The organism is Salipiger marinus, from assembly GCF_900100085.1.
Classification (GTDB): Bacteria; Pseudomonadota; Alphaproteobacteria; order Rhodobacterales; family Rhodobacteraceae; genus Salipiger; species Salipiger marinus.
Genome location: NZ_FNEJ01000010.1, coordinates 63,931 through 75,900, shown reverse-complemented (window position 1 = coordinate 75,900; position 11,970 = coordinate 63,931). Strand labels below are relative to the sequence as shown.

13 protein-coding genes are annotated in these 11,970 nt (G+C 66.5%); 6 read left to right on the top strand and 7 right to left on the bottom strand.

What is annotated here, in order from left to right; genetic code table 11:
* Positions 1 to 58: 58 nt before the first annotated feature.
* Entirely contained in the window at positions 59 to 379 is a 321-nt protein-coding gene (trxA, locus tag BLR51_RS12940; protein WP_089847577.1) for a thioredoxin, read from the top strand.
* A gap of 73 nt (positions 380 to 452) precedes the next feature.
* Here the strand turns inward: trxA and BLR51_RS12935 are convergent, their stop codons facing one another.
* On the bottom strand, positions 453 to 1,424 hold the full coding sequence (locus tag BLR51_RS12935; RefSeq protein ID WP_089847576.1) for a phosphotransferase: 972 nt from the start codon (positions 1,422 to 1,424) through the stop codon (positions 453 to 455).
* 94 nt (positions 1,425 to 1,518) lie between these two features.
* Here BLR51_RS12935 and hslV point away from each other — a divergent pair, with 94 nt between their 5' ends.
* Together hslV and hslU are read left to right on the top strand one after the other, a co-directional pair.
* Positions 1,519 to 2,094: an ATP-dependent protease subunit HslV gene (gene hslV, locus BLR51_RS12930; RefSeq protein ID WP_089847574.1), complete on the top strand. Its 576-nt coding sequence runs from the start codon at positions 1,519 to 1,521 to the stop codon at positions 2,092 to 2,094.
* Positions 2,091 to 3,395 carry an ATP-dependent protease ATPase subunit HslU gene (gene hslU / locus BLR51_RS12925; RefSeq protein WP_089847572.1) on the top strand — a complete coding sequence of 435 codons (1,305 nt, stop codon included), beginning with the start codon at positions 2,091 to 2,093 and terminating at the stop codon, positions 3,393 to 3,395. Before hslV ends, hslU begins: the two co-directional genes overlap by 4 nt.
* A 172-nt stretch (positions 3,396 to 3,567) precedes the next feature.
* Here the strand turns inward: hslU and BLR51_RS12920 are convergent, their stop codons facing one another.
* Positions 3,568 to 5,037 (bottom strand): ABC transporter substrate-binding protein, encoded by a 1,470-nt coding sequence (locus BLR51_RS12920; protein WP_089847571.1) that lies wholly within the window; start codon positions 5,035 to 5,037, stop codon positions 3,568 to 3,570.
* Positions 5,038 to 5,167: 130 nt separating this feature from the next.
* Positions 5,168 to 6,166 carry a prolyl aminopeptidase gene (gene pip / locus BLR51_RS12915; protein WP_089847569.1) on the bottom strand — a complete coding sequence of 333 codons (999 nt, stop codon included), beginning with the start codon at positions 6,164 to 6,166 and terminating at the stop codon, positions 5,168 to 5,170.
* 50 nt (positions 6,167 to 6,216) lie between these two features.
* Here pip and ubiG point away from each other — a divergent pair, with 50 nt between their 5' ends.
* Positions 6,217 to 6,951 carry a bifunctional 2-polyprenyl-6-hydroxyphenol methylase/3-demethylubiquinol 3-O-methyltransferase UbiG gene (gene ubiG / locus BLR51_RS12910; protein ID WP_089847814.1) on the top strand — a complete coding sequence of 245 codons (735 nt, stop codon included), beginning with the start codon at positions 6,217 to 6,219 and terminating at the stop codon, positions 6,949 to 6,951.
* Positions 6,952 to 6,961: 10 nt separating this feature from the next.
* Here the strand turns inward: ubiG and BLR51_RS12905 are convergent, their stop codons facing one another.
* The 4 genes from BLR51_RS12905 to BLR51_RS12890 form a co-directional block, all read right to left on the bottom strand.
* Entirely contained in the window at positions 6,962 to 8,320 is a 1,359-nt protein-coding gene (locus tag BLR51_RS12905) for a dicarboxylate/amino acid:cation symporter (protein WP_089847567.1), read from the bottom strand.
* A 175-nt stretch (positions 8,321 to 8,495) separates the two neighbouring features.
* Positions 8,496 to 8,936, bottom strand: coding sequence for a MarR family winged helix-turn-helix transcriptional regulator (locus tag BLR51_RS12900; RefSeq protein ID WP_089847566.1), 441 nt, complete (start codon positions 8,934 to 8,936; stop codon positions 8,496 to 8,498).
* A gap of 25 nt (positions 8,937 to 8,961) precedes the next feature.
* Positions 8,962 to 9,219: a glutaredoxin 3 gene (gene grxC, locus BLR51_RS12895; protein ID WP_089847564.1), complete on the bottom strand. Its 258-nt coding sequence runs from the start codon at positions 9,217 to 9,219 to the stop codon at positions 8,962 to 8,964.
* A gap of 44 nt (positions 9,220 to 9,263) precedes the next feature.
* Entirely contained in the window at positions 9,264 to 9,992 is a 729-nt protein-coding gene (locus tag BLR51_RS12890) for a ComF family protein (protein WP_089847562.1), read from the bottom strand.
* A 14-nt stretch (positions 9,993 to 10,006) separates the two neighbouring features.
* Here BLR51_RS12890 and BLR51_RS12885 point away from each other — a divergent pair, with 14 nt between their 5' ends.
* Together BLR51_RS12885 and hemH are read left to right on the top strand one after the other, a co-directional pair.
* Entirely contained in the window at positions 10,007 to 10,828 is an 822-nt protein-coding gene (locus tag BLR51_RS12885) for a methyltransferase domain-containing protein (RefSeq protein ID WP_089847560.1), read from the top strand.
* 51 nt (positions 10,829 to 10,879) lie between these two features.
* Positions 10,880 to 11,944, top strand: coding sequence for a ferrochelatase (gene hemH, locus BLR51_RS12880; RefSeq protein ID WP_089847558.1), 1,065 nt, complete (start codon positions 10,880 to 10,882; stop codon positions 11,942 to 11,944).
* Positions 11,945 to 11,970 lie beyond the last annotated feature (26 nt).

Here is an 11,970-nt window from a genome sequence, read left to right as displayed (position 1 = left end):
CCGCTCCTTACGTTTCCGGCTCGATAGTGCTGCTGCCAACCCCGCAAGGAGAAGCCCCATGGCCACCGTTCCCGTCACCGACGCGACCTTCGACGCAGAAGTCAAAAACTCCGACATTCCCGTCGTGGTCGATTTCTGGGCCGAATGGTGCGGCCCCTGCAAGCAGATTGGCCCGGCTCTGGAAGAGCTGTCGAAGGAATATGAAGGCAAGATCAAGATTGCCAAGGTGGATGTGGACCAGAATCCCAACACCGCCGCCGCCATGGGCGTGCGCGGCATCCCCGCCCTGTTCATCTTCAAGGACGGTCAGGTCGTGTCCAACCGCGCAGGCGCGGCCCCCAAGGCCTCGCTGCAAAGCTGGATCGACAGCTCGATCTAAGCACCGGATCCAGTCCGGACAAAACTGCGCCGCACCGCCGTGCGGCGCAGTTTTTTATGGCCGCCCCAAAGGTCTAGCCAAAGATCCGCGGCGCAAGCGCCAGCAGGTTGCGCAGCCGCCGCGCCTGCGCGGGCCCGCGATCCTCGTCAAAGGCGGGCAGACCCCACCATTCCGCCAGCATCCGGTGGCGCAGCAGCAGTCGAACCGAGGGATCCTCCGGCCCCACCAGCCTGTAGCCTTCGAAAAACGCGGCACTCCAGTCCGCAGGGATCACCTCGCCCACGGGCACCTCGTCCGCATCCGCGTAAAGCACGGCCGCATCCACCAGCAGCCGCGCGATGTCATGGCCCACCGGCACCATGCGCCCGCCCGCAAAATCGATGCCCCAGATCCGCGTCTCCCCCACCAGCAGATTGCGCAGATGCAGATCGCCATGGGTGGGCGCCGCCTGAGTCTGCTGCCCGGAAAATTCCGCTTCGCGCGCCAGCAGCGTTTCGGCGGCGGCGCAGAAGCGGCCCGGCTCCGCCACCGGCATCCGCCCGGCCAGCACATCCTCGCGGATCTGGCGCAGATAGCGCAGGGTGAATTTCGGCTGGAACTGGCGCGGGCCCCCCAGCCCGGCACGATGCAGACCGTCCAGCCACGCGCCTGCGCGGCGCAGCAGATCAAGACGCTGCGCGGGTCCGGCCTCGGCCAGACACAGCGACAGCATCCTGCCCTCCGCATAATCCATCACGCAGGTCTGGGTGGACAGATCAAAGCTCAGCAGCGCGGGCACACCTTCGGGATAACGCTTCTGCGCGCCCTGATGGGCCGACATCGCGCGGGCATAGGTTTCCAGATCCGAAGGCGCCGCCACATGTTTCAGCACCAGCGCCTGCCCTTCGGGTCCGGTCATCTTGACCAGAACCACCGCGTGATGCGGGTCGTCACGCCGCGCCAGCGGCTCCACCTCCCAGCCATTTGTCGAAAGCCCAAGGTCAGCGGCAAATCCCGGCCATTGTTCCAGCGCTGCGTCCAACAGCGCATCCGTTCGCATTTCCATTTCAACACACCTGCAGTAACCCCTCCCCCAAGGCACTGCCTTGTGCCGCCAATGTCCAGCCCCCATATGGCGACAAGTGACGAAAGGAGACCCAATGTCCGATCAGGACTTTCCCGGATGGCATGGAACGACGATCATCGGCGTCCGAAAAAACGGCGAGGTGGTGATCGCCGGGGACGGGCAGGTGAGCCTTGGACAGACCGTGATCAAGGGCACCGCCCGCAAGGTGCGCAGGCTCGCGCCCGGCGGACATGAGGTGGTCTGCGGCTTTGCCGGATCCACCGCCGATGCCTTTGCCCTGCTGGAACGGCTGGAAACGAAGCTGGAAAAATCCCCCGGTCAGCTGCAGCGCGCCTGCGTCGATCTGGCCAAGGACTGGCGCACCGACAAATATCTGCAGAAGCTGGAGGCGATGCTGATCGTGACCGACGGGCGGGATCTGTATGTGATCACCGGCGCGGGCGATGTGCTGGAGCCGGAGCATGACGTGACCGCCATCGGGTCGGGCGGCAATTTTGCTCTCGCCGCCGCGCGCGCGCTGATGGACAGCGACCTGTCCGCCGAAGAGATCGCCCGCCGCGCCATGGCCATCGCCGCCGACATCTGTGTTTACACCAATGGCAACCTGACGGTCGAAACCATCGCGACCGGACAGGGGAGACCCGCATGACCGACCTGACCCCCCGCGAGATCGTGTCCGAACTGGACCGTTTCATCATTGGCCAGCAGGAGGCGAAACGCGCCGTGGCCGTGGCCCTGCGCAACCGCTGGCGGCGCAAGCAGCTGGATGCCGACCTGCGCGACGAGGTCTATCCCAAGAACATCCTGATGATCGGCCCCACCGGCGTCGGCAAGACCGAGATCAGCCGCCGTCTGGCCAAGCTGGCGCGCGCGCCCTTCATCAAGGTCGAGGCGACGAAGTTCACCGAAGTCGGCTATGTGGGCCGCGACGTGGAACAGATCATCCGCGACCTCTTGGATGCCTCCATCGCGCAGACCCGCGACTGGATGCGCGAGGATGTGAAGGCCGCCGCCCACAAGGCCGCCGAAGACCGCGTGGTGGCCGCCATCGCCGGTCAGGACGCGCGGGAGGGCACCCGCGAGATGTTCCGCCGCAAGCTGAAGGCGGGCGAGCTGGACGACACGGTGATCGAGCTTGATCTGGCCGACAGCGCCTCACCCTTTCCGATGATGGAAATCCCCGGCCAGCCCGGCCAGATGGGCATGATGAATCTGGGCGAGATCTTCGGCAAGGCCTTTGGCCAGCGCACCACGCGCAAGCGGCTGACCGTGGCGGAAAGCTACGAGCTTCTCATCTCTGAAGAGGCCGACAAGCTTCTGGATGACGAGCAGGTGAAGGCCGCCGCCATCGAGGCGGTAGAGCAGAACGGCATCGTGTTTCTGGACGAGATCGACAAGGTGGCGGCGCGGCAGGAAACCCGCGGCGGTGATGTCAGCCGCGAAGGCGTGCAGCGCGACCTGCTGCCGCTGATCGAAGGCACGACCGTGTCCACCAAGCACGGGCCGGTGAAGACCGACCATATCCTGTTCATCGCCAGCGGCGCGTTCCACATCGCCAAACCGTCGGATCTGCTGCCGGAACTGCAGGGACGTCTGCCGATCCGGGTCAACCTGCGGGCGCTGACCGAGGATGATTTCGTGCGCATCCTGACCGAAACCGACAACGCGCTGACCCGGCAGTATACCGCGCTGATGGCCACCGAAGAGGTGACGGTGACCTTCACCGAGGATGGCATCCACGCGCTGGCGCGCATCGCCGCCGAGGTCAACGAGTCGATCGAGAATATCGGCGCGCGCCGTCTTTATACGGTGATGGAGCGGGTGTTCGAGGAGCTGTCCTTCACCGCGCCCGACCGCGCCGGTGATGCGGTGACCGTGGATGCGGGCTTTGTCGAGACGCATCTGGGCGAGCTGACACGCTCCACCGATCTCAGCCGCTACGTGCTGTAAGCCAAGGCCGGGGGGCCAGCCCCCCGGACCCCCCGGAGTTTAGGGGCAAGATGAAGGGCAGGACTGCTGCTTCATCTTGCCAGATAAACTCCCGCCGGAGGCGTCCGGCAGCATCCGCTGGCGCGGCGTCAGTCTGGCAGCGCGCCCGGTCCACGCGATCCCGAAAATCTTCTCAGGCGATCCACCAGCGTTCAGCCATGCGCGCATCGTCCATCTGCCAGAGCGCGCCCTGCGTGGCGGGGGTGGCCAGCCTGCGGCTGAGGCCCTGCAGGTGGTCGGCGGCCATCGGCAGGATCAGGCCGCCGCTGCTGGCACCCATCATCTGCAGCTCGGCATAAAGCTCGGCGCGGCGGGCGCTGTCGAATTCGGCGCGTGCGGTCTGCAGCAGCGTGTGAAAGCGGGCGCGGCTGCCATCGCAGGGCGCGCAGGCGGCGGGCGCCATGCTGAGGCTCCAGTCTTCGGTCGCGCGGCCCGGCGAGATCAGGGCGCGCAGGGCCGGATCGCCGGGGTTCGCGGGGCGCAGGGGCAGAGTTTCAGTGAGCAGGTCCACCGCCTGCGCAGCGCCGGGAAACGCGGCCTCGGCGGCGCTGACCGGCAGCGGGATCCCCTCCAGCCCGGCGCGGCGCAGGTGAAACCGGGCGCGGTCCGGATCATGGGCCGGGGGCGTGGCGCCGAAAAAATACGGGTTCGCCGGGCCGATGGGCGTATCGCGGCCGGGTTGGCCGTAGCCCCCCAGCACCTCTGCCACCAGACGGGGCCGGTCCATCGCATGTTTCAGCGCCAGCCGCAGATCCGCGCTGTCGAGCCCGGGATCGGCGGCAAAGCCATACTGCAGGTTGCCGGTCTGGCGGATCAGCCGCAATCGCGGGTCGCTGTCGAGCGTGGCAAGGGCAGCGGGGGGCAGCGCATCCGCCGCATCCACCCGGCCTTCGGCCAGGGCGCGCAGCCGCGCGTCGGGATCGGCGAGGGCGAGGAAATCCACCCGGTCGAACCAGCCTGCACTGCCATCCTTCCAGTGTTCTGTGACCCGCGTGCCGATGAAGCGGCGGCCCGGATCGAACCGTTCCACCCGGTAAAGGCCGGTGCCGATGCCGCGCGCCATCGCCTCGGTCATGTCATCGGCGGGCAGGATCACCAGATGCGGATCGGCCAGAAGATAGGGAAAATCGGCATTGCCGCTGCGCAGGGTGAAGCGCAGGTCGCGCGGGGAGATGGCCCGCATCTCCTCGATCCCGGCGACCAGCGCATGGGCGGGCGAGGCCGGATCGCGGTGCAGCGCCAGCGAGGCCAGCACGTCCTCTGCCGTCAGACGGCGCCCGTTATGGAAGCTGACGCCGTCGCGCAGCGTGACGGTCCAGCGGCGCGCATCGGGCGAGGCCTCCCAGCCGGTGGCAAGCTCGCCTTTCAGCGTGCCGTCGGCGGCCACCTCGGTCAGCGTGTCGAACACCGCCCCCTGCGAGGCGGCGACCATGAACACCCCGCGCGGTCTGCGCGGATCCCAGCTGTCGGCGGCGCTGCCGCCGGACAGGGCGGCCTGCAGCACGCCGCCCGCGCGGGCGGGGCGGCTGGCCAGCCCCGACGCGCCCAGCACCGCAGCGGCGAGCGCGGATTGCAGCAGGCGACGGCGGCGGAGAGTGGTCATCGGAGCGACGGATCCTCTGGCTGGAGGGAGTGCAGGGTTGGACCATGATACGCAGAGCCCCGCGCCGGGGCCACAGGGAACTGGGCGGGAGGCGGATCAAATTCGCGACATGCCGCCCGCGCTGCCGCGTTCAGAGGCGCAGCCCCTGCCGCAGACCCTGTGCGGCGGCGATCTGATCCATGACCCGCACCAGTTCGGCGCTGATCCCCGGTTCGGACAGGGCGTGGCCCGCGTTGCGGATCATCCGCAGATCCGCCCCCGGCCAGGCCTGCGCCAGTTCCCATGCGCGCTGCGGCGGGCAGATCATGTCATAGCGGCCCTGCACGATCACGCCGGGAATGCCGCGCAGGTGGTCGACATTCTTGAGGATCCAGCCGTCTTCCTCCAGAAAGCCGGAATGCACGAAGTAATGGTTTTCCAGCCGGGCAAAGGCGCGCGCATATTCGCCGGGCGCCTCGCCGCCGTGGCCGCTGGAATAGACCGAGGCCAGCGCGTTTTCCCAGCCCGACCAGACTCGGGCAAAGCGCGTTTCCTCGCGCAGGTCGCCGCTGAACAGGCGCCGGTGATAGGCCGCGATCAGATCGCCGCGTTCGGCTTCGGGAATGAGATCGGTGAACCGCGCCCAGGGTTCGGGCCAGAACTGCCCGGCGCCGCCGCCATAGAACCAGTCCAGTTCCGCCTGCGTCATGGTGAAGACGCCGCGCAGCACCAGCTGCGCCACCCGGTCGGGATGGCTGATCGCATAGACCAGCGCCAGCGTCGCGCCCCAGCTGCCGCCGAAGACGATGAATTTCTCGATGCCCAGATCGCGGCGGATCCGTTCGATATCGGCCACCAGATGCCATGTGGTGTTGTCGGTCACGCTGGCATGGGGCTGCGACCGGCCACAGCCGCGCTGGTCGAACAGCACGACGCGGAACACCGCCGGATCAAAATAGCGCCGCATCGCCGGGCTGCAGCCGCCGCCGGGGCCGCCATGCAGCACCAGAACCGGGATGCCCTGCGGGTGGCCGCACTGCTCCATATAGATGCGGTGGCCATCGCCCATGTCGATCATGCGCTGGTCGAACGGATCGAGGGGAGGGTAGAGATGCTGCACTGCGCGCTTTTGGCCCGGGTCTTTGTCCATTCTTCCTCTATATTGGCAGATGACCCCAAAAAGAAATGGGAATGCTTAAGATGACTCTCACAGTGGATCCGTCCGAGGTCGCCAAGTTCGAGGCCATGGCTGCAGAATGGTGGAACCCGGACGGCAAGTTCAAGCCCCTTCACATGATGAACCCGGTCCGTCTGGACTATATCACCACCCAGATCGCCGAAGAGTTCGACCGCGACCTGACCACGGAGGCGCCGTTTGCCGGGCTGCGCATCCTTGATATCGGCTGCGGCGGCGGGCTTCTGTGCGAACCCATGGCGCGGCTTGGTGCCACGGTGGTGGGGGTGGATGCCGCCCCGCGCAACATTCCGGTGGCGCAGACCCATGCGGCGCAGTCGGGGCTGGACATCGACTATCGCCACGGCACCGCCGAGGCGCTGGCCGAGGCGGGCGACCAGTTCGACGTGGTGCTGAACATGGAGGTGGTGGAGCATGTGGCCGATCCGCTGGCCTATCTGACCGCCTGCCGCCAGCTGCTGCGGCCCGGCGGGCTGCACCTGTGTTCGACCATCAACCGCAACGCCAAAAGCTTTGCCATGGCCATTGTCGGGGCCGAATGGGTGATGCGCTGGCTGCCCAAGGGCACGCATGACTGGCAGAAATTCATCACCCCCGACGAGCTTTACGAGCTGATGCGGCAGGCCGGGCTGACCCCGGTGGACCGCAAGGGCTATGTCTTCAACCCGGTCAGCTGGCGCTGGTCGATCTCTGACCGCGACCTGTCGGTGAATTACGTCACGGCCGCGCTGCGGCCGTGACGGCTGTGCCTCATTCCGCCGGGCGGGAGCGGCGCGGCGGATGGGTGTGGCTGGCCAGTTCGGCCTCGGCGGCGGGGTCGATCTGCAGATCGTCCTCGTCGAGCCCGGCCTGAGGATCCGCATAGACCGCCATGTCGAGCTGGCCTTCGGTCTTGGCCACGATCACCGACACCACGGCATCGCCGGTGATGTTCACGGCGGTGCGGATCATGTCCATCAGCCGGTCAACACCAAGGATCAGCGCGATGCCTTCGATGGGCAGACCCACCTGGCTCAGCACCATGGTCAGCATGATCATGCCCACCCCGGGCACCCCCGCCGTGCCGATGGAGGCCAGAACCGCCATGCCGATCACGGTGAGATAGCCGCCAATGCCCAGATCCACGCCATAGACATTGGCCAGAAACACCGTGGCCACGCCCTGCATGATGGCGGTGCCGTCCATGTTGATGGTGGCACCGAAGGGCACGGTGAACGAGGCGACGGAATTGCGCGCGCCCATGCGTTCGGTCACGCAGCGCAGCGTCACCGGGATGGTGGCGTTGGACGACGCGGTGGAAAAGGCGAAGATCTGCGCGGGGCGGATTTTCTTCATGAAGGTGAACGGATCAAGCCCCGAGAACAGCTTCAGGAACAGCATCAGCGTGCCGAACAGATGCAGCAGCAGCGCGCCCACCAGCACAAGGACATAGGTCAGCACCGGCACGAACAGCCCGATTCCCTGTTCGGTGAAGGTCTTGGCGATCAGGAAAAACACGCCATAGGGCGCAAAGGCCATGACCACATCGACCAGCTTCATCATCAGCGCGTTCATGTAGTCGCAGGCATCGACAAAAGGCGTCGACCGGTCGCCCAGCATCAGCACGGCGATGCCGAGCACGATGGTGTAGAAGATGATCTGCAGCATCTCGGCATTGGCAAAGGCCGCCACCGGGTTTTTCGGCACGATATTGGCGAAGGTCTGCCAGACGCTGGGTGCCTCGCGCGCGGTCACGCCGGAGGTGTCGACCCCGTCCATGACAAAACCCTGCCCCGGCGAGACCAGCAGCGCGATCAGGATGGCCACGGCGATCGCGGTGGCGGTGGTGGCGAGGTAGAGGCCGAAGCTTTTGCCGCCGACGCGGCCAAGGATGCGCACGTCGCCAATGCCCGCCACGCCGCAGATCAGCGAAAAGAACACCAGCGGCACCACCAGCATCTGCAGCGCGTTGACGAACATGGCGCCTGCCATGCCGAAGAACCCGCCCACCAGATGGGTGTTGATCGCCTCGTTGCCGATGGCATTCAGGATCAGGCCAAGCGCCAGCCCCGCTCCCATGCCGATCATGACCTTTGTGGTCAGCGACAGCCGCCCTGCCTTTGCGCTCATCTGCACCTCCTTGATGTCACCAAGTCACCGTTTCCTCTGCCGCAGATCCCAAGGGATCCGGCGGTCAGGGGCGACAAGATAGCGCAGACGCGCCGCCTGTCCGCAGCCCGCGCGCATTTTGGACGGGGATGAAGAAGGTTTTGCCCCGCAGAAGGCCGCGGGGCGGAAGCTGCGGTCAGTCGGCTTCGAGCTTCAGGCGCAGTTCGCGCAGCACCGGCAGCGCGGCGCGCACCCGGTCGGGGCCGATCTCGGTCATCATCGCCGAGACCAGCGGCGCCATGGCGGCCAGCGCCGCCTCGCGCGCGCGGCGGCCCGCCGGGCTGATCGACACCAGCTTGCGCCGCGCATCGTCCCAGTCCGGGCGGATATGCACATAGCCCGCAAATTCCAGCTTCGCGAGCGTGTTGGTCATGGCCCCGCGCGTGACGTGAAAGCTGCGCGCCAGCTGCGCGGGCGTGCGTTCGCCCGAGGCGCGGGCAAGGTGGTTCAGGACGGAGAAATGCGAAATCTCCATCCTGTCCGGCAGCACGCGCGTCAGCCGGTTCCGCAGAAGCTGGTCTGCGGTCAGAAGTTCGCTGAACAGCGAAATGGCCAGCGCGTGGGCGGGGTCGGTCATGCCGGTCTGCCGGGGCTGCGGGCCATCAGTCGGCCAGCAGCGGATCAAGCTTGCCCGCCCGGTCCAGCGCATAAAGCTCGTCACAGCCGCCAACATGGGTGTCGCCCACAAAGATCTGTGGCACGGTGCGGCCCCCCTTGGCACGTTTTTCCATTTCAGACCGGCGCGCGGGCTGGGCCATCACGTCGATTTCGGTGAACTCCACGCCTTTCTGCGTCAGCAGCCGCTTGGCCGCGTGGCAATAGCCGCACATGGGCGAGGTGTAGATGTCGATCGTTTTCATCAGACGGTTCCCTTTCTCGGGCAATGGGCCCGACATTCCCGGATTTAAGCCTCCTTTGCAACGCGCGCCAGTATCGCGACACAAACCTCTGCCACTCCGGCCTTGGTCAGCGCCGCCGTGGCCGCCGCCAGCGTCGCCCCCGAGGTCATCACGTCATCCACCAGCACGACCTGCCGCCCGGCCAGCGCCGCCGCCCGCGCGGGCCGCAGGGTCAGCGCCGCATCCAGCGTGGTGAACCGCTCCTCGCGACTTTTCCCCTCCAGCGAGGGGGTGGCGCGGGGACGGATCAGCGCATCGGGCAGATGGGACAGGCGCAGCGCCCGCGCCAGCCCGTCCGCCAGCAGCGCCGACTGGTTGTAGCGCCGCTTGAGATGGCGGCGCAGATGCAGCGGAATTGGCACCACCACCGCATCGGCGCGGCAGAGCGGCTGCAGCTTCTGCGCCAGCCACAGCGCGGCGGGCCGGGCGATGTCATGCCTGTCGCCATGTTTCAGCATCAGCACCAGCTTGCGCCCGTTGTCGCGATACAGCAGCGCGGCGCGGCCCTGTGTCCAGGGCCGGGGCGTGGCCAGACAGTCGTCGCAATGTTCGGCCCGGTCCGACTGTCCGGGCAGCGGCGCGCCGCACAGATCGCAGGCCAGCCCCATGATGAAGGGCGTGTCGCGCCAGCAGGACCCGCAAAGACCAAAATCGCTGTCCACCAGCCCGCCACAGAGCAGGCAGCGCGGCGGATAGATCAGCCGGATCAGGGTTTGCAACCGCGCCTCCGCCATCTTATCTCAGCTCCATGTCCAGCCCCGCGCCCCTGATCGACCGCCCCGCCCTTGCCCGCCACCGCGCCCGCGCGCGGCGGTCCCCCGCGCTGTTCCTGCATGAAGCCGCACGGGACGAGGTGCAGGATCGTCTGAGCGTAGTTAAAAGAACGTTCACGGCGCCGGTCATCGTCAGCCCCTATCCGGAGATCTGGCAGGGGCTGCTGCCCGGCGCGCGGGTCATCCCCGATGACGACGTGCTGGCACTGGAGGAAGGCGCGCAGGATCTGGTGATCCACGCGCTGGCCCTGCACTGGGCCAATGATCCGGTGGGCCAGCTGATCCAGTGCCGCCGCGCGCTGCGCCCCGACGGGCTGTGCCTGACGCTGGCCTTTGGCGGCGAGACCCTGCAGGAACTGCGCGCGGCCCTTGGTCAGGCGGAAATCGAGGTGACGGGGGGCCTGTCCCCCCGCGTGCTGCCGATGGGCGAACTGCGCGATCTGGGCGGGCTTCTGCAGCGGGCCGGGCTGGCGCTGCCGGTGGCGGACAGTCAGGTGCTGGATGTCAGCTACAGCGATGCGCTGCATCTGATGCGCGACCTGCGCGCCATGGGTGAAACCAACGCCCTGACCGCGCGGCTGCGCCAGCCGACCCGCCGCGCCGTGCTGCTGCGGGCGGCGCAGATCTATGCCGAAACCTACAGCCGCCCCGATGGCCGGATCCGTGCCAGTTTCGAACTGGTCACGCTGACCGGCTGGGCCCCGGATGCCAGCCAGCAGAAGCCGCTGCGCCCGGGATCTGCGGCACATCGTCTTGCAGAGGCGCTGAACACCATGGAACGCCCGCTGGACGATTGACGCCTTCTGTCAGTGACATACTTAGCGGGGGCATTTTGAGGGACTGGACACATGCTTGACGCCACACCGCCCCGGACGCGGCCCGCCAACGCGCCCGCCGACCACCCTGCCGTGACACGCCCCAAGGTGGGGATCCTGCTGGCCAATCTGGGCACGCCGGATCATTATTCCTACTGGCCGATGCGGCGCTATCTGAACGAATTCCTGTCGGACCGCCGGGTGATCGATTATCCGCGCTGGAAATGGCAGCCGCTGCTGCAGCTGATCATCCTGACCAAGCGGCCGTTTTCCTCGGGCAAGAATTACAAGTCGATCTGGAACGAGGATCTGAACGAAAGCCCGCTGATGACGCTGACCAAGGCGCAGACCGCCGCGGTCGCCGCGAAGATGCAGGCGCGTTACGGCGATCAGGTCATGGTCGATTTTTCCATGCGTTACGGCAATCCGTCGACCAAATCCAAGGTCCGCGCGATGACCGAAGCAGGCTGCCGCAAGATCCTGTTCTTTCCGCTTTATCCGCATTACGCGGGCGCCACCTCGGCCACCGCGAATGATGCGTTTTTCCGCGCGCTGATGGACGAGCCGTGGCAGCCCACCGCGCGCGTGGTCGATCCCTATTTCGAGCATCCGCAATATATCGAGGCGCTGGCCCAGTCGGTGGAACGCGCCTATGCCGCCAAGGCCGAAAAGCCGGAAATGCTGGTGGTGTCCTATCACGGCATGCCGAAACGCTACCTGATGCAGGGCGATCCCTATCATTGCCAGTGCCAGAAAACCACGCGGCTGCTGCGCGAACGGCTGGGCTGGGACAAGACGCAGATCACCACCACCTTCCAGTCGGTCTTCGGACCCGAGGAATGGCTGAAGCCCTATACCGTAAAAGAAGTGGCGCGGCTGGCCAAGGAAGACGGCAAGAAGCGCATCGCCGTCATTGCTCCCGCCTTTTCCGCCGACTGCATCGAGACGCTGGAAGAGATCAACGAAGAGATCCGCGAAAGCTTTGAACATGCGGGCGGCGAGGAGTTCACCTATATCCCCTGCCTCAACGACGACGCGGCGCATATCGACGCGCTGTCTTCGGTGATCGAAAGCAACCTGCACGGCTGGCTGGACTGACCCCGGACATAAAAAAGGAGCGGTGC